Raw genomic sequence first — 17,373 nt, 5'->3', positions numbered from 1 at the left:
ACCATATTTGATGAGCTTTGTTTGCTATCAAAATTGAACCTCAAGAGAAAGACCACGCACCCTCCCGTGGTAGGGTTCCCCGACTTCAGTGGGTCTGTTTTCTAAACCTGCCTAGCTATTCGCCAGCGTCTGAAATCACGAAAGTTCACTCCATCGAAACAAGACGCATGGAGTGAATCGTGAATCCCATCACACACCAATCGGCCCGCCCTAAGGACGCAGCAAGTTTTCTGGGCGTGGGGGTCTCCACTTTCTGGCGCTGGGCGAAGGAGCGCCCCGGCTTCCCCAAAGGTCGCAAGCTGTCCCACCGATGCACTGTCTTTGATCTGTCCGAGCTAGTGGCCTGGCGCGATGCGCAAATCGGAGGCAAGTGATGTCCCTCCCCATTACAAAAGCTGCGACCCAACAAAAAAGCGCCCAGCCCCGCAAAAATGCAGAACTGGGCGCATCCGCCACAACCAGGAGCCTTGATGCTACGTACGCGCCGAGCAGCACCGCCGGCGGCGCGTTGGCGGTTACACGGGCGGGCAGCATCACCATGAGCAGCCGTGAGATTGCGGAGCTCACTTGCAAGCGCCACGCAGACGTAATGCGCGATATCCGCGTCATGATGGACGCTCTCAGCCAAAACGCAGATTTGCGTTCTGTTTGTATTTCAAGCACTTATGCGGGCGAGAACGATCAACGCTACCCGCAGTACGAGCTGGACAAAGACACCAGCCTGACGCTGCTGCTGGGCTATGACGTGGTGGCGCGCATGAAGGTGGTCAAGCGCTGGCAAGAGCTGGAGGCGCAGCAGGCTCCAGCTCCCGCAATCCCCCAGACCTGGGCCCAGGCCCTGCGCCTGGCTGCTGAACAGGCCGAGCAACTCGAGCAGCAGCAGGCCGCGCTGGCACTCGCCGCGCCCAAGGTGGAGTTTGTCGATCGATACGTCGAAGCCGACACGGGATCTATGGGGTTTCGCCAGGTCTGCAAGCTCCTGGGGGCGAATGAGGCCCGCTTCCGCGACTTCCTCACATCTGCAAAGGTCATGTACCTGCTGGGCGGCGTGTGGACTCCCCACGCGCAGCACATGAACACCGGTCGCTTTGTCGTCAAGACAGGCCATTCCAAGCAGAACGACCATGCATTCACGCAGGCGAAGTTCACAAGCAAGGGCGTGGAATGGGTCTCCAGCTTGTGGAGGCAGGAGTGCCAACGCCTGGAAAAAACGGGGGTGAAATGATGCGAACCCCCTTCACAGCAGCCATGCGCCCGTGCTACATTCATCCTCAGGTGCTTGAAAACACCTTGATTGAATCAGCGGTATTGGCCCCCACCGCAAGCGGGGCTTCGTCACGTCCAGAATTTATTGCGACAGCATTGCGCTGCGCGGTCGGTTACGGGCGGGGTGCGGCTGTCCGTAAGGCAGTCGGCATGGCTGATTCCATGTTTTCAACACCCCGTCCACCTGTCTTGCTTGAAAACATGGCCGGTGGTCTTCAGACTCAATCAGGAGCCAGGACCATGACAGCATCCCTGCAGGCCAGCCGTCGCGCTGCCAATGCCACGCCCGCCACGGGCACCCTCGATTCCATCGCCTCCCCTATCGTTCGCGGCCTTTCGCTGATCGACCCGCGCTGTGCAGCGGTTCTCAATGCGCTGCCCGGTATGGCTGCCCCTGCGCCGGCCACCACTGCCGCCCTTGACCCCATCCAGCTGCACGCCGACGCGCACAACGCGCTGAACATGGCCGTGTTCTACCTGCGTCAGCCTTGCCCTGACGCCGCCGCCGCACGCCGCAAGGCCATCCAAGCCCTGGCCGCTCTGCGCAGCCTGTCCGTCGCTCTGGAGGACTAAGCCATGAACGCAAAGAACAACGCTGCCCGGGTGGCAGTGAAGGCGAAGCCTTGCCAAAAACAGGCTGCAAGCCCCTGCGCCGCCTCGCTTCCGACTTGGCAGCAGGCCATGGTCACGGCGCTTTCCTTTGCTCAGTATTCCCTTGAAGGGCTGGTCCGAACTCGTTGTGCAGACAAAGACTGGGATGACAGAGACGTGGACATTGATATGTCCGTGGACCTGGCATTGCTGCAAATCAAGAGCATGCGCGCCAGCCCTCCGAATGAGCGTAGTGAATTTGAAACCGGCTGGTATATGGCTGCCGCCGCCATCAATCTGTGCGTGCGCACTTTTAGCCGGCCTGACACCGGCTATTTCCGCAGCCTCGATGCGCTCAAGAAAAAGTTTGAAGTGCTTGCGGCCACCGTTGAATTTGTCGACGAGGAGGAGCGCTATGGTTCTTGACCAGTTCGCCCAGGCCATGGCCAGCGCCGGCCTGACGCCGCCCGACGCCATCCACGCGAACGGCCTGCTGCACCGCTTCAGCCCCACGGGAAAGCGCGGCGACCTGGCCGCCTGGTACGTGCTACATGAGGACGGCGTGGCCGCGGGCGTGTTCGGCTGCTGGCGAACCGGGCTGCAGGAAACGTGGTGCAGCCGGGAAGACAACACCATGACTCCGGCCGAGCGCCAGGCGCTGCGCGAGCGGGTGCGTGCCGCGCAGCAGCAGCGCAACGCTGAGCAGGCGCGCAGCCACCAGCAGGCCGGCGCCATTGCGCTGCTGCGCTGGCGTGCTGCTGGGCCTGCTGGCCAGCACCCGTACCTAGCGGCCAAGGGCGTGCAGGCCCATGGGCTGCGCGCGGACGTTGACCGGCTGCTGGTGCCGTTGCGCGATACCTCTGGGGCGCTGACGAGCCTGCAGACCATCTACCCCGATGGCGCCAAGCGCTTTTTGTCGGGCGGGCGCATGAGCGGCTGTTACCACGCCATAGGCACGCTGGGCAGCGCTCTGGTGGTGGCCGAGGGCTATGCCACCGGGGCAAGCATCCATGAGGCGACCGGCCTGCCGGTGGCCGTGGCCTTCAACGCCGGCAACCTGCTGGCCGTGGCTCGCGCGCTGCGCCGCAAGCATCGCGCGCTTGAGCTGCTGCTGGCCGCCGACGACGACTGGCGCACCGAGGGAAACCCGGGCCTGACTGCTGCCCGGCATGCCGCCCTGGCCGTGGGCGCGGTGGTGGTGGAGCCGCACTTTCCTGCCGAACGCCCGCCCAAGGCTACCGACTTCAACGACCTGGCCGCGCTGGCCGGGCTGGGCGCCGTGCGCGCCTGCTTTGCCGAATCCCTGGAGGAAAAACAATGTTGACCGATACCAACCCGCCCGCGGACGCACTCCAGACCGCGGGCGCCGCCACCGACGCCGGGCCCGCGCCCGTGGTGTCGGCCAATGGCATCCCCGGCGAGCTGGGCCGCCCTGCCTTTGTCGTGCTGGATGAATTCATCGAGGAAGGCGCCAGCAAGTACCGGCCGGGTGTGTGGCACTTCGGTATCAAACAGGGGCGCGGCGACGGCCCGCCCACGCTGACTCAGCGGTGGATCTGCAGCCCGCTGCACATCGACGCCGTGACCCATGACCCGCACAAAGGCAACTTCGGGCGCCTGTTGCGCTTCCAGACCACGCTGGGCGAGTGGGTGACCTGGGCCATGCCCATGGAGATGCTGCGCGGCGACGGTGCCGATGTGCGGGGCGTGCTGCTGAGCATGGGCGTGCAGATTGACCCGTTCGCCCGCAACATGCTTGGTGTCTACCTGCAAGACCGGGCGCCCAAGCGGCGCATTGAGTGCGCACTGCAAACAGGCTGGGCTGGGACTGAGTTCCAAGCGTTTGTGCTACCTGACCGCGTGATTGGTCCCAAGGCATCGAGCGTGGCCTACCAATCCGACCATCGCTCATTCGACGAGTACACCCAGCGTGGCACGCTCCATGGCTGGCAGGAGGGCACCGCGGCCATGGCGGTCGACAACCCGCTGCTGGCCCTGGCACTGTGCGCGGCCTTTGCTGGGCCGGTGCTGGCCCGCGTGAACATGGAGAGCGGCGGGCTGCACCTGATTGGCGACAGCTCCACTGGCAAGACCACCGCGCTCGAGGCGGCCTGCAGCGTCTGGGGCGGGTCGAACTATCGGCGCAGCTGGCGCACCACCTCCAACGGCCTGGAGGGCGCCGCAGCGCTTTTCAACGACAGCCTGCTGGCACTGGATGAAATCAGCGAATGTGACCCCCGCGCCGTGGGCGAAGTGGTCTACATGCTGGGCAACGGCCGCGGCAAGCAGCGCGCCGGCCGGACCGGTGGCGCGCGCACCGTGACCCGTTGGCGCAGCAGCGTGCTGTCGACCGGCGAGCGCTCCATTGCGACCACCATGATTGAAGGCGGGCACCGGGTCAAAGCCGGCCAGGCCGTGCGCGTGCTGGACATTCCCGCGCAGCGCACCCACGGCGCATGGGACAACCTGCACGACCACGCCAGCGGCACAGCGTTCTCCGACGCCCTCAAGCGCGAGGCTGCGCGGCACTATGGGCACGCGGGCCGGGCTTTTCTGGAAAGGCTCACGCGCGACACGCAAAACTTCAGCGAAGCGCTGGACGCCCTCAAGGCGCTGCCCGGCCTGCAGGCGCCAGGCGGCGAGGGCCAAGCATCGCGCGCAGCTGCCCGCCTGGCCGTGCTGGCCTTGGCCGGCGAGCTGGCAACCGCCTATGGCGTCACAGGCTGGACCCAGGGCGAAGCCACGCGCGCCGCCGAGGTCGGTTTTGCGGCCTGGTTGTCGCTGCGCGGTTCCGCGACAGGCAACGCCGAGCATGACCAGATTGCCGAGCGCGTGCTTAGCTTTATCGAGCGGCATGGCGACAGCCGGTTTTCCGATGTGGACGGCACCGACGACCTACGCGCTGGCATGGTGCGCGACCGTGCGGGCTGGTGGGAGGACCGCCGCGGCATCCGGGTTTTCTTGTTTACTGGCGATGGGCTGCGAGAAGCTCTCCGAGGCTTTGACTTTCATCGAGCCTTGGATGCGTTGCAGCTGGCGAGACTGATTCCTGCGCCCGGGGCCGATGGAAAAAAAGCGCGCACCAAGCGCATCAGCGGGCGTGCCGTGAAGGTCTACGCAGTCCATCCTGAAGGCATCCCCAGCGATACAGCAGGGCTGCCTCCGTTTCAGAAGGGAGCCTGACATGGGCGTGAACGAAGTAACCGCATGGGCGCGCAGGCGGCTGGCAGAGCAGGCGCACGCCGCCGGCCCTGCGCCCGCCAGCGCACCGGCACCGGCCGCGGCTCCAGCGCCGGCGCCTGCCCCGGCCCTTGCCGCCAGCCAGCTTCGGCCCGCGACCGACAGCGACGGCCCCCGCGTTATGGCCATGCCCGGCGCTAAGGACGAAGGCCCGGCACCCGACTGGCGCATGCTGGACAAAGCCTACCTGCTGCACCATATGGCATGCGCTGTATGCCAAGCCGCAGGCCGCGGCAAGCACTACGGCCCGCGCTGCGGAACCGGCGCAAGCCTTTGGAGCGCCTACAGTGCTGCGCATGGCCCGCGCCCGCGGGAGGGCGGCGCGTGAGCCCCGGCGACTACAGCCGCGCAGAGCGCGCGTACCGCCAAGTCTCCAGCACCTGGGCAATCGAGCTGCTGGCGCGCCAGCACGGCCCCGAGCAGGCAAAGCGCCTATTGGATGCGGTCGGCCGCCCGGAGGCAATCGCGGCCTTCACCCGCATCATGGCTGCGCAGCAGGCCCAGCAACTGCACGATGCCGGCGTGACGCCGCGCGCGGCCAGCTACTTGATTGCCGAGCGCCATCGCATGAGCGTGCGCAACGCCCGCCGTTATGCCGACGCCGTGACAAAGCCAGGGGGTTTTTGACATTGCGCCTCCCCAGCATTGAATTTCTACCAACAACCGGAGAAATTCAATGAAGAAACCCACACCGCTGGACCAGGCCAAGAGCCAATGGAAAGAGGCCAGCGACGCCCATGTGAACAGCACCGCGGGCGTACGCGAAGCCCAGGAAGCGCTCGGGCGCCTGAAGGGCTTGATTGCCACGGAACAGGCCAGCCTGGCCAGCGCCAAGACCGAGCAGCGCGCCGGCATCCTGGCGGCCTTTGGCTTCCGCGCCAGCGCTCCTGAGCAGGCAGAGAGCGTGGCCGACGTGCAAGCCCGCATCGACGCGCTGGAATCGGTGGTGCCCGAGCATGAGGCCACCGTCCAGCTGGCCCAGGCCGTGCACGCAGCCACCGATGCCGCGGTGCGCCATGCCGAAAAGGCCATTCTGCTTGCTAAGGCAAAGCAGGCTGTCGATGTTGAAACCAAGGCATTTGAGGCTTTCAAGGCAGCGCACCTGCACCGCCTGGCAGTCGGCGCTGCGCTCAACGACCGCGACCTGGCCGCAATGCAGCCAAGAGGCGGCTACTGGGGCGAGCGCCTGTATGGCGACCGCCACCACATCGAATACACCGCGCCCGGCCTCGATGCCGCGACCGCCGACCTTATTGCCCAAGCTGAACAAGGAAAGTAATCATGATTTTCACCAACAACCTGGCCAACAACGCCTCCCCGTCTTCCAACGAACGACCCAAGCCTATCGACCGGCGCTATGAGCCCGAGGAGATCATTGATGCGGCAGTGCGCCGGGTTCTTGGCAACAGTTCCGCCAAGCCCACGGCCACGCCCGGCACTGACTCCATCCGCGACATGGTGGTGAACACGCTTCAAGTGGGGGGCATCAGCACCGAGGGCAAAAGCGATAGCCAGATGCTGGACGAATACATGGACTTAGTGCGCAAAGGCGCCCAGGCAGCCCAGGCCACGGCCGCCAACAGCCATGCCGCTGGCGACTTCGCAGGCTATGACTTGAACCAGCCCGCAGGCAACGCCCCTGCCGCGCCGGTAGTGGCGGGCAACAGCGGCCAGAAGGCGGCGGCCGGAGAATTCGACGGCTACGACCTCAACAAACTCTAAGGGGCCGACATGGCGAATCGCATTTCCGCACCGGCAGCACTACCCCGCGCCCTCGCACTATTTCCGACAAGACCCTGGCCGCAGCGCTGCTGCCCGGCACCTTTGTTCTGGTCGGCGCCACCCAGTTGACCCAGGCCGCGGCGGTCGACGGCGGCCGGCTGGCCGTGCTGGGCGACCGGGACTATTACAGCTCGCTGGGCATCAGCGGCGCCACCGACCCGCTGCTGACGTCCTACAAGGCGGGCGAGATCGGCGTAGCCTATCTGCCCAAGCCCGACGACGAGTTCCTGTGCGCCATGGCTGCGGGCACCTACGCCTATGGCCAGGAACTGACCGTGGGCGCGGCCGGTCGCCTCACTACTGCGGTGGCCGGGGACATTGTGGTGGCGCACTTCGACCAGGCTGGAAAAACCACGGCCGCCGGCGAGCTGGCCGACGTGGTGATTGCCAACTTCTACACGCTGTAGGGCTCTCGCACTCTTGATCGACAAGCGGCTTCGGCCGCTTTTTTCGTGCCCTGCTTCCTAGCATGGGGTGTTGGTTCAACTACGCCAATAACACCCATGTGCGAGCCCATCACCGCAGTTCTGAGAGAGGTACTCATCGAGCTGCAGCTGGATACCTGCAATGCAAAAATCGAGGCGCGCGAAGCGGCCACGCAGACTAAGCAGGAGGCCGCCGAGGAAGCCCGCTTCGGGGCGGTGCTGGTCGAGACTTTCCGCGTCATCCCAGCCAACGAAGCGCCACCGCTTGCCCTCGACCTGCCGTCCCCAATATCGGTGTTCAACCTGGCGCAAATGGGGCTCACGGTCGACAGCTTCGCCAAGGCGAGCAGCCCGCCGCGCAAGGAGTGCTATGCGAAGCGCATGCAGCCCCAGGACGGCCGGCTGCGCATTGATGGCGCGGCATACCCAGCGCGCTGGACCGCAGCCGATTACAAGCGCGAGGTCCAGCGCCGCGCCCGCCAGGTTATCCCACGCCCACCCAAGGGAGCGCGCACCAAGAGCGAGAAGCTGCGCGCCTTGGTGGGTGCCGGCTAGACAGAGACACCATGCCAGCACTGACAGAGCCCGTCAAAATCGCCATTGTTCAGGGTCTGGCGTGCTTCGACACCCCGACCCAGGTAGCCGCCCCTGAAGAATGAATTCGGCTTGGTGGTGCCGCGCCAGCAGGTGGCAAGCTACGACCCGACGAAAGCCACGGGCGCGAAGCTGAGCCAGAAGCTGCGGGCCATCTTTGAGGCCACGCGCGCGCAGTTCCTGGCCGATGTTGGAAGTATCCCGATTGCCCAGCAGGCGTACCGCCTGCGCGTGCTACAGCGGATAGAGCGTGCCGAGCAGCGGGGCAATGCGGCCTTGGCCTGGCCAAACTGACGCATGGCGGACTCGGCTTCTTGGCCCTTGGCACCGGAGGCTGCAATACCCTTGCCAAGCAGCTCGGTCAGCCGCAGCGTGTCCTTTTGAGTGCCCCCCATTTGCAGAAGGGACTGGTTCAGGCGGGAGAACACATCCGCATTGGCTGCCACGCTCGAGCGCGTGCGGGTGGAGATTGCTTCCAGCTCGCGCATTGCTTCTGCACCGGCTTGCAAGCTGCCAGCTGCGACTTGAACGCGCGCCCCCAGCATGCGCACTTCGTCAGCGACCTTGGCCATCTGCAGCACCTTGGTGGCGATGACTACCAAGCCGACAGCGGAAGCAACCGCCGTCAGCTTTGCGCCGAGGTCCGCGAAGCTGGTGGAAGTCTTTCCCACCTGGGCTTCAACCTTCCGCGCCTGTTTCAGCATCTCTGCCGTTTCGAGCGTTACGTCGAAATAAATCTCACCTACTTTTTCAGCCATGCCAATTTCCTCCCGGTTTACGGAGGCATGCTAGGAAGTCAGGCAGTGCGAATAGGTCGAAAAATCCCAGCCAACCAGTTGCAAGGACCAAATGCTTGGCCAGTCAGGTGTAGAAGGCTAATTGGTCGAGCGTCAGTATCACCTGAAGTGCGCGCGACATCGTATAGCTGCCCTGTGCCGCAGCTCCGTGACCAACAGCATGGCGAGATGCTGCTGTCCCTGTTGCCTTAACTGGATCGAAGTTGGCGAAAGTATTCTCGGTGAGATAACGACCAAATGCCTCGGGAAGCAACAGTGTATTGGAGCCACCTGCGCGCTGTGTTGCCGCGGCCTTAGCAAAGGCTAGCAGGCCCGTAACCTTAGCCCCTTGACCGCAATGCGTAGCACGGTGAGCATCATTGAGGATGCCCTCGATTTCTGTGAGCAGAATCTTTATAACTGTCACCGGTCTTCGGGATACAAAAGCCTCAATTGCTTCTCTAAGCAGGTCGCTTTTAACCGCAAAATGGGGCTTCGCGACCCAACGTTTCAGCATATGTTGGAGGCGGGTGTCGTCGAACTTTTCGACAATAGTTGGCTCAACATCGGTTAGATCGAAATCTGCTTCTGCGTAACGAAGCAACTCCTTGAATTCGCTAGTGATTATTTCGACAAATGGAAACCAGCCAGAGCTGACTAAACGTGCAAAGAGAGCTTCATCGGCAATCGCCTGATACAGGTGCCTATAACGCAACTCACGGTGTAGGGTGCCAAGTGTCGTCGTAAAACTTTCCAGATCGAGAATTCCATCCGGGTTCATATCGAAGGCAAATCCGAAACTCCATGCCTCTCGGAAAATGCACAGAACCTTGTCTTTTTCTCCAAACTCCACGCATGGAAAACCCATGCCTGTAATGTCAGCGATGTCGTGTTCGCAGATGATTGAGCCCATCGCCACAGCCCGCTTCACCATGCAACGGATTGTGACCGCTGCCGTATCAACCCAGAGATCGGCAGTGTTATCCGGCTTTAAGACCAGTAACACAGTGCCGGCACGGCGCAAATTAACCGCCACCCCTGCCTTCTGTGCCATGTTGTAAATCACATCTGCGAGCCCATCGACGACGCGGTGGAAAAAAGGGTCGTCTGATGTAAGAGCGAGCTTGGTCCATAGAGTAGCCTTTTCGCCGGGTTTTGCAGCTTTTGCCGAGATACCTATAAACTGTTCCACATCTTCAAAGCGCAGCGGTTCGCCTTGATTACGAATTGATCCAGCAACAGGCAGTAGTGATTCTGGGGCAGTTTTGGAATGGTGCTGTGTCATAGTTTTTCTAAGTAGGCGGATAGACTGTGGTTGTGGCTAAGAGAGCAATGGCACGCTAGTTCCGCTTTGTGAAAAATAGCTAAGAAGGACTATTTAAGGCAAGCAAATCACCTTCGGCTATAAACCTCATCAATTTCCCCGCCGAAAACGTCCCTGAAATTAGCGTGAGCATCGACTACAATCTCCTCGATCATGAATTTCAATTCACGGAAGTTCGTTGCACGGCCCCACGGAAATTGGGGCCAATTGGTTAGTAGGGTGTTCTTGTAGTCGTCAAGGGTGTTCGGCGTCGTACATACCGGGAATTCACTTTTTCCCCATTCCTTTAAGTTTACATACCGGCCTATGTTGAGGTGAGTCATAACTAGACAGAACGTACCAAAGACCCCGAGTAGGCCATTAAAAATTCCTATTTTTTCTTGACTCATATCTGCTACAAGTTCATCGCGGCGAGGGTTATACGGCTCCACGAAATCCATCATTTCGTCGGCCAGGTTTCCAATATGGCGGCAAAAGCACTTCTCCCACCAAAGGTCGAAATATCGCAACTGCAGATCAAGGTATGTCATGCCGATGATGTTTGTGTTAGCCGTGTATTTCTCAGCTCCACGCTGTAAGCCCTGTTGAGAAACAAGGAAGCCGATGTTTGCCCCAGTCTCGGCCATCACTGTGGTAAACGAATGCACCACGGATTGTGGAATTGCTGCCGACCAGTTTTTACATTCAACGATGTACTTAATCTTGTCTACAGACCCCTGATCAACTGCGTAGACATCCACTTTGACCTCGCCCCGTGGGGTCGTCAGCTTTTTTTCTGTCTCCGCTGTCAATCCGATTTCGTTCAACAGGCGGCAAACACTGGTTTGGAGATCCCGCCAATCTTTTGGGTTCGGATCATCGATCATTGAAACTCCTACTGCGTTGGTAGACCCGCGAGAACATGGCTCTTAAGCTTGAGCTGGCAGCTATCGACATCATCTTTAATTGCTTCCACTCGTGCCCGGAAAATTTTTGCCGGAATAGCAAAAATTAGGACTGTCCATGGTCGGATTCTCGCATCCCAAAGCGGACCATGGTGAGGGTTTGACGACGGTATCTGGACCATAAACTCCTGGTCTTATGGCGCTCATCTGGGACGTTCTACAGCACACGTTGCCACTTTGTGCTGATAGCCCGATACCTAGCGCAAAAACGCCTAGGCATCAGCGCAAATCCAGCATTGGCGCGGGTTGCACCCCTGATACCCCTGATACCTGCGGAAAAGTAGGAGGGAAGTGCGGCGCAGGGAAAAGCCATAAAAGTGGGCGGTTGCCTTGACAGGGCTTAGACGGAATCGCGGCTTGACCGAGCAGCCCGGAGCGGCAAATGCTTTGCGGCGCGGGCACTTGCATGCGCTGACATCCTGTAGCAGTCACCAACCCCGTCAAGGATGGATGCGGGCCTGGATGCCGGCAAAGCATTCGTTTCGGCCTTGGGCTGAAACCCCTGTTACCTCATGAAAAAGGCCAGGGTTTCAGCGCAAACCCAATGCCCATGCGGGTTGCACCCCTGAACCCCCTGAAACCTCCCGAAAAGTGGGAGCGAAAGTGCAGAACAGGAAAAAGGCCAGGAAATGGGGCAGTTACCTTGACCCAGGGGTTACGGATCTGGCACGGGCTTTTTAGGGCTACCAGAGGGTAACGGGCCAGGATCCGCGGATTGCACGTAAAGCAAGGCCAGGGCTGCGACAGGGCACATACCGGGTCGGCGCTACGTTACCCTGCGGCCGCCGTTCTCACGCTGCGCACCGCCCTGCCGCATCCACTGCCAGAGGCCGGACAGGTATGTGCGCGGCCCCACATTTCCGCGCAGGGTTTCTGAACACTTTGGCGGGCCTTTTTCCAATGGAGCACCAACCGCAGGCCTGGGAGTTTCGGAACGAATTTCTGCGCACTTGGCCGCGCACTAAACGATAGGTACGCAAAGTTCGCAAGTGCACCTAGGGCATCGGCACTGCGTCGCCAGCGACCTCGTGAAGCGCGAGGGCACGCCATTGCGCCAGCAGGATGTCGACTATCCCAACACTATCGACCAGCCGGCGCCTGGAACGTTACTGGTAACGCACCTGCAACGACCGTGCAACGTTGCAGCTGTGTGCTGGTCAAGCCTGGCGCACGGGCGCGAGCCATCAGCAAAAGAAGGACGCTTTTCTTTTTGTTGGTACTTTTGTTGGTACTTTTTTCAAGGCAACCATACAATCCCAGCATCCACGCGGCTTTTAAGCAACTTTTCCATTCCTGCTGAGGGACCATAGTTAAGGCCGTAAGCGTTCATAAGCTTCCGGCCTTTTTCTTTTTCCCCTCTGTAGCCTGCAAAACGTAGTGCATCGAGGTCCATTGAAGTGTGCCGCAATCCGGGGGTATGTGGGGGTACAAATGGGGGTAGATTTTTGAAAATTGGGGGTACATGCAAAAACCCCACCTCTAGAGCCACACAGCCTCTATGACGGGCCCAGCCTTGCAAACCTCCCCGGCCCTTCACTTAACCCCCTTAGGAACGCTGCAGAACAGCGCGGGGGTGCGGTTCGAATTACCCGCACTCAGAACACCTAGGAAGGACCCGACATGGGGGGGTAACCCAATGCGGCCTTCACGATCCATTCCCAAATGGCATAGCACGGCACCAGTCGATCGCGTCACATCGCGCACCTTCTTTCGGGTATTGACCTTTTTTCTTGGGAACACTGGGAACAAACTCAAAAAACCCACGTAAGCCATTGTCACCATTAACTAAATTTGTTCCCAAAAGCACTTTGGGAACAGTCTTTTTTCTTGGGAACACTGGGAACAAAACAGCGATTTCATGCATAAATTGCATCGGATTGCTCGCGAATTCAAGCAATCAGACAGGTGACGGTCTGATTCGCTAAGTTTTCACGATCAGAGCGGCAAAAATCACAGCCGCCTATGCAACGCGCAGTTATTCCAATCCGGCATAACAAACTAGAGCGCATTCAAAGCGCGGCAACCAAGCCATAGACTCTGGGACTTTGTGCCGGCCCAGGCACGAACTACGTTCAGCTTGCACCCCCAAGATACCCCCAGTGCAGGGGGTACATAGTCCTTCGAGCGATCCAGCCATAGGCAGATCACCAGCACTGCATCATCCGCACTGTGTGGCCCTGTCCAGGCCCAGACTTCACAATACAACCCCCTTTGAACCACTCCCAGAACAGCGCGCCAAAGCGGCTCGAATTACCCGCACTCAAGGCACACGGCAAGGACCCACGCTGGCGCCCTGGCAGATAGCAGGGGGCCAGGGCCAGGGCCAGGGCTGACAATATCTCTTTTGGTGCTGGCTGTTTAGGCTCAACACGATCACAAAGCACGGTGAATTTCAGCGCAGAACAGACTCCCCGCCGCGCCCCCTCCGGCGCGCCCGGACGCAGCACTAACGCAGGCATTCAGCCACGGTGCAGCACACGGCAAAAAGCCCAGGGCTGTGACACCGTGGGCTATAGCAAGGAGGGCAATGTGCCCCATTTGCAGGGGGGCATCTTTGGCGACTGGCTACACGTCCAGCTCCATGATGGCGGGGGTGACGTGATAGCACCAGGACAGACCCAGGCCAGGGAGCCGGTGCTTTGCGTCGTACTCCCGGTCCTTGCTGGGCTTGAGGCAGCCATGGGCCAGCAGCACCTTACAGACGGCCTTGTAATCAAAGCCCCGGCATACCTCCGTGCGAAACACTTCGGGCAGCAAAAAATACTCCAGGCACACGCGCTCACCCTCTGTCGGCGGCATACGTTCGCCATACTCCCGCTGGTGCTCTGCATCGTTCTTGATGGGCTTGCCATCCTCGCCCACCATGCGCCGAAAGCCTGCCCGCTGCAGTGTCTTGGCGTTATGGTCATCGGCCGCACGATGCCACCAGGTGAAGCGCCCTTCCCCATGCGCCTCAAAGAAGCCGCGCACCTGGCGCAGCATGGCCGCTACCTCACCATTGCCAGCGCCGCCACGGGCCGCCAGCCAGGCATCAAAGCAGGCTTTCGCCCCGGCTTCGCTCTCGCCCTCATCCCAGCCCGTTAGACCTGCCTCAGTAGCCAGAGCACCTGCAACGCCCACCAGCGCGAAACGGGCCGCCACGCGGGCCACCTGGCCGCTCGCACCGTTGGGTATCCACGTGCTGGACAGGATGCTTACTGCGTTGCGCACCCGTTTCGCCAGCGTATCGAAATTGGCCGTGGCCCACTCCATGAAAGCCCGCCCTACCGCACCATGGCAATGCTGTGCCTCGCGGGCCAAGTGAGTGGAGAAGGCCGCACCATCGGGCAAGCCATGCAGGCGCTCAAACGCCCCCATGCCCGCGCCGGCATCGGCCGGAATGTCGGCCATGCGAACCTCTTGCCCGGTGCGCGTGCGCTTGCCGCCTTCGGCCATATGGTCAGCCAAGCCTAGCTCCCCTGCACTCAGGAACAGCAAGCGCCAGGACAGGCGCGCACGTGCAGCGCCGTTACGGGTAGCGCGCGCCTTGCTCTGTTCATTCGCCAGCATGTAGGCGCACTCTCCCGCCACCTTGCCCTCTACTTGGGCCAGCTCATCAAGAATCAGCAGGCTGTCGCAGTGCTGGGCCGCTATCGCCTCCAAGGCGTTGTCCGTGGTGCGCCACCGCTGCATAAAGCTGGGACCACCGTAAACGCTGGCCGCCAGGCGCAGCGCCGTGGTCTTGCCGCTTGAACTGTCGCCCCGAAAATGGAACCCACCACTCTCCATGCCTGCAGGCCGCAACAGCGGCCCTGCAAAGGCGCTGGAGACAGCGAACACCAGACGGCTATTTCCAGCGCAAAGAAGGCCCACGCGGTTGCGCCATTCATCCGCATCGCGCTTGATGCGGAAGGTGTTCTCCATCTGGTTATCCGACTGAAAAACGATGCGCTCGGCCTCGTCGCCAATGGTTTCATGGGGCAACACGAAAGCCCTGCCGTGCCAGCCAATGCGATCAGTGCAACTGGCGAACTCGGGCGGCTTGCGCGTCTGGATGTACTCGGTCAGCCGGTTGCGGGCTGCTGGTGCGGTGGCGATGCGCAGGCCCATATTCAACAGCAGGCCGCGATATTCGCCCCCGTCGCCGCTCAACATGCGCGCCGGCATGGCCCATTGCTTGGGGATGCCCAACGGATCAGCAAAGGTCAGCAGGTAGCCCCAGCCTGCGCCCTCTTGGTTGCGCGTGAGTGCTTCGACCTGCAGCGGCGAGCACAACCACATGGGCCTTGCCGGATTGCCATCGCGGTCGCGGCCATGAAACCACACGCCGCCGTCATCCAACATGAATGGGTCATCCCATTCCGCTACATCATCCGGCCCATTGGCGCTGCCCCTGCTGCGGCCATTGCCACCATTTCCGTTACCGCTGCCACTCAGGCTACCGGAACTATCTGCAGGCGTGCCGCCAGCGCCCGCGATATCGCTCGAATCGGGATCTGTCGCCGGCACGTTCGCATGGCGGGCCTCGGCTGGCGCTGCCTGCAGCCCCTCAGTGGCCTGCTGCACGCACATTTGCACGGCCTCAAGGCCGTGAGCCTGGTGCATGTCGTTGAAGTCGCTGGCACCCTCGGGCAGCGCAGTGGGGAACACCGCCGCCCCCTTCACAGCACGCGCTGCAGCCTCGGCTTTCATGCGCCCAGGATTGCGGCCCGTGCGCGCCTGCGTGGCCGCGTCATCATCGCCGCACACCACCAGCGCGGCAGGCGGCAGCAACTGGCGCAAAGCCTTTGCAACGCCCAGCAGGTTGCCCGCATCAAAGGCCACGGCCACCGGCAGACCCGTTGCCATGTGCAGGCTGGCGGCCGTGGCGTAGCCCTCGGCAATCAGCACCAGGGGTGCGGCTTCCAGACTACCCAGCACATGCCACAGCCCGGACTTGCGCCCGCCCTTCAAAAACAGTTTGGACGGCCCGCCATTCGCAGCCGCAGTAGGCGCAATGCGCTGCACGTTCCACAAGCGCCCGGTCTCATCGCGCACCGGGACCAGCAGCCAGCCATCGACGGTATAGCGCACCCCGATGCCTTGCACGCCCTTGCGCTGCAGGTAAAGAGATTCGCCCGTGTCGCTGGCGTTTTCCCACAAGGCCACAGCCTCGCCGGCCGCCGCTTCATGGTCGGCTTGCATACGGGCCGCTTCGGCTATTTGCGCTTGCTGGCGCTGTTCGCGTTGTTCGGCCTGCTGCTGCAGTTCGGCCGCACTGGGCTTGTGGGCTGCGCTACCCTGGCGGGGCAGCTTGAAGCCATGCTGTTTTGCCAGATACAGCAGCGTGGACACCCCTACTCCACCGCCCTCCCGAATGCTGCGCCAGGTGCTGCGCGCAGCGCCCGCATCAAAGGTGCCGCCGCCGCTCGCGCTCCAGTCGCTGAAAAGCTGCAGCCCCGTATCGTCGGGATACTCGCTCTTGATAGCCATACCCACGCGCGCCCACTCATCACGGGGCAAATTGGACGGCACAAAGCTCAAGGCATTGCGCAGCAGCTCGGGGGTAATGGTGGTCTTGGTCATTGAATACGAGGCTCCAGGTCACGCCGATGCAACGGGCAAAAGCCCGCCTGCAGCACCGCAGGGCGGCCAGGCTGGGACCTGGCCAGAACCTCACCTGTCTTGCAATTGGAAATGGTCAGCACACCCCAGGCGTCGAACACCAGCCGGCACGGCGCGCCTTGTGGCGGCACGAACCGCATCGCCCGCAACGAAGCGGGATTGCCAGCGGACTGCAGGAATGCTGTTTCATTCGGCATGGAATGCGCCATGCAACTGGCGCGCGCTTGCTTCACTACATGGCCTGTTTTGGCGTCCTGCAGCATGAGCACGCCAGGCCACGCGAACAGCACGTACATGGTGGGCTGGCCTGCCCGGCACCACCGTTTGCGAAAGATCACGCCATCAGGCGGAATGTGATGCGCCTGCATATGTTCCGCACCTCGACGCAAGCGCAACTGCGCCGCCTCGGCTGCTGCATGCCTCGCTTTGTCAGCGGGCTGCAGATCCGCTTGAATGGAGTGTTCACGCATGGCTATACCTCCCTGCTTCATCGCTTCAATCACTACCGATTGCGCAGCCCCTGGCGCATCACCCAGGCCATGACGCATCGCCTTGATGCCCTTGGCAGCGCTGCTCATGCCAGCGCACCGCCGATGCGCTGCTGCACCCATGTCAAGACGGCCGATTCCGGCCAGGCAACCATGCGACTGGTGATCCGAACGCATGCCGGAAATTTCCCTTCTTTCATGAGCTTGTAGACCGTGCTTTTCTTGCAGCCCGTGACCGCCTCCACATCGGCCAAACGCAACAGGCGATCACGAGGTACAGCAGAACGGGCGGAATGAACAACTTGCATGGGTAATTTCCTTTGAGGGACGCCAACGCATCCAACGTGGTGCGCTTGTGGC

General features: G+C 61.6%; 19 protein-coding genes and 1 pseudogene. 13 read left to right on the top strand and 7 right to left on the bottom strand.

Annotated elements, in window-relative coordinates; all coding sequences use genetic code 11:
* Positions 1–179 precede the first annotated feature (179 nt).
* From HUK68_RS03500 to HUK68_RS23395, 13 genes are all read left to right on the top strand, one after another.
* Positions 180–374, top strand: a complete 195-nt coding sequence (locus HUK68_RS03500) for a helix-turn-helix transcriptional regulator (RefSeq protein WP_279614235.1) — start codon at positions 180–182, stop codon at positions 372–374.
* On the top strand, positions 374–1,225 hold the full coding sequence (locus tag HUK68_RS03495) for a phage antirepressor KilAC domain-containing protein (protein ID WP_244146243.1): 852 nt from the start codon (positions 374–376) through the stop codon (positions 1,223–1,225). The genes HUK68_RS03500 and HUK68_RS03495 overlap by 1 nt, the downstream gene beginning before the upstream one ends.
* Before the next feature lie 281 nt (positions 1,226–1,506).
* Entirely contained in the window at positions 1,507–1,839 is a 333-nt protein-coding gene (locus tag HUK68_RS23200; RefSeq protein ID WP_244146242.1) for a hypothetical protein, read from the top strand.
* Between the two features lie 3 nt (positions 1,840–1,842).
* Complete coding sequence (locus HUK68_RS03485) at positions 1,843–2,283, top strand: hypothetical protein (RefSeq protein ID WP_175502940.1); 441 nt, start codon at positions 1,843–1,845, stop codon at positions 2,281–2,283.
* The gene (locus HUK68_RS03480; RefSeq protein ID WP_175502939.1) at positions 2,273–3,181 is read left to right on the top strand and encodes a toprim domain-containing protein; all 909 of its coding nucleotides are present in this window, start codon (positions 2,273–2,275) and stop codon (positions 3,179–3,181) included. The genes HUK68_RS03485 and HUK68_RS03480 overlap by 11 nt, the downstream gene beginning before the upstream one ends.
* Positions 3,175–5,040 carry a DUF927 domain-containing protein gene (locus tag HUK68_RS03475; RefSeq protein ID WP_175502938.1) on the top strand — a complete coding sequence of 622 codons (1,866 nt, stop codon included), beginning with the start codon at positions 3,175–3,177 and terminating at the stop codon, positions 5,038–5,040. The genes HUK68_RS03480 and HUK68_RS03475 overlap by 7 nt, the downstream gene beginning before the upstream one ends.
* Positions 5,041–5,421: 381 nt before the next feature.
* A complete protein-coding gene (locus tag HUK68_RS03470; RefSeq protein WP_175502937.1) occupies positions 5,422–5,724 on the top strand; it encodes a hypothetical protein in 303 nt (100 codons plus the stop codon).
* A 49-nt stretch (positions 5,725–5,773) separates the two neighbouring features.
* A complete protein-coding gene (locus HUK68_RS03465) occupies positions 5,774–6,376 on the top strand; it encodes a hypothetical protein (protein ID WP_175502936.1) in 603 nt (200 codons plus the stop codon).
* A gap of 2 nt (positions 6,377–6,378) precedes the next feature.
* On the top strand, positions 6,379–6,819 hold the full coding sequence (locus HUK68_RS03460) for a hypothetical protein (RefSeq protein WP_175502935.1): 441 nt from the start codon (positions 6,379–6,381) through the stop codon (positions 6,817–6,819).
* 125 nt (positions 6,820–6,944) lie between these two features.
* Entirely contained in the window at positions 6,945–7,286 is a 342-nt protein-coding gene (locus HUK68_RS03455; protein ID WP_244146241.1) for a hypothetical protein, read from the top strand.
* 96 nt (positions 7,287–7,382) lie between these two features.
* Positions 7,383–7,859 carry a hypothetical protein gene (locus HUK68_RS03450; protein WP_175502934.1) on the top strand — a complete coding sequence of 159 codons (477 nt, stop codon included), beginning with the start codon at positions 7,383–7,385 and terminating at the stop codon, positions 7,857–7,859.
* A gap of 11 nt (positions 7,860–7,870) precedes the next feature.
* Entirely contained in the window at positions 7,871–7,963 is a 93-nt protein-coding gene (locus HUK68_RS23400) for a DUF2280 domain-containing protein (protein WP_279614234.1), read from the top strand.
* 10 nt (positions 7,964–7,973) lie between these two features.
* The gene (locus HUK68_RS23395; protein ID WP_350355234.1) at positions 7,974–8,192 is read left to right on the top strand and encodes a DUF2280 domain-containing protein; all 219 of its coding nucleotides are present in this window, start codon (positions 7,974–7,976) and stop codon (positions 8,190–8,192) included.
* Positions 8,193–8,230: 38 nt separating this feature from the next.
* Here HUK68_RS23395 and HUK68_RS23390 read toward each other — a convergent pair.
* The 7 genes and pseudogenes from HUK68_RS23390 to HUK68_RS03415 form a co-directional block, all read right to left on the bottom strand.
* A pseudogene (locus HUK68_RS23390) lies at positions 8,231–8,443 on the bottom strand (tape measure protein); the annotation flags it as partial.
* Positions 8,444–8,759: 316 nt separating this feature from the next.
* Entirely contained in the window at positions 8,760–9,959 is a 1,200-nt protein-coding gene (locus HUK68_RS23140; RefSeq protein WP_208458679.1) for a hypothetical protein, read from the bottom strand.
* Between the two features lie 107 nt (positions 9,960–10,066).
* Entirely contained in the window at positions 10,067–10,864 is a 798-nt protein-coding gene (locus tag HUK68_RS03435; RefSeq protein WP_175502933.1) for a restriction endonuclease, read from the bottom strand.
* Positions 10,865–12,587: 1,723 nt separating this feature from the next.
* Positions 12,588–12,815: a hypothetical protein gene (locus HUK68_RS03430; RefSeq protein ID WP_175502932.1), complete on the bottom strand. Its 228-nt coding sequence runs from the start codon at positions 12,813–12,815 to the stop codon at positions 12,588–12,590.
* 692 nt (positions 12,816–13,507) lie between these two features.
* Entirely contained in the window at positions 13,508–16,486 is a 2,979-nt protein-coding gene (locus tag HUK68_RS03425; RefSeq protein ID WP_175502931.1) for a DUF927 domain-containing protein, read from the bottom strand.
* The gene (locus tag HUK68_RS03420) at positions 16,483–17,103 is read right to left on the bottom strand and encodes a hypothetical protein (RefSeq protein WP_175502930.1); all 621 of its coding nucleotides are present in this window, start codon (positions 17,101–17,103) and stop codon (positions 16,483–16,485) included. The genes HUK68_RS03425 and HUK68_RS03420 overlap by 4 nt, the downstream gene beginning before the upstream one ends.
* Entirely contained in the window at positions 17,100–17,321 is a 222-nt protein-coding gene (locus HUK68_RS03415; protein WP_175502929.1) for a helix-turn-helix transcriptional regulator, read from the bottom strand. The genes HUK68_RS03420 and HUK68_RS03415 overlap by 4 nt, the downstream gene beginning before the upstream one ends.
* Positions 17,322–17,373: the final 52 nt, after the last annotated feature.

This window comes from Comamonas antarctica, assembly GCF_013363755.1.
Lineage (GTDB): Bacteria > Pseudomonadota > Gammaproteobacteria > Burkholderiales > Burkholderiaceae_C > Comamonas > Comamonas antarctica.
Note: the sequence above shows the minus strand (reverse complement) of the source record. Positions and strands in the feature narration are given on the sequence as shown.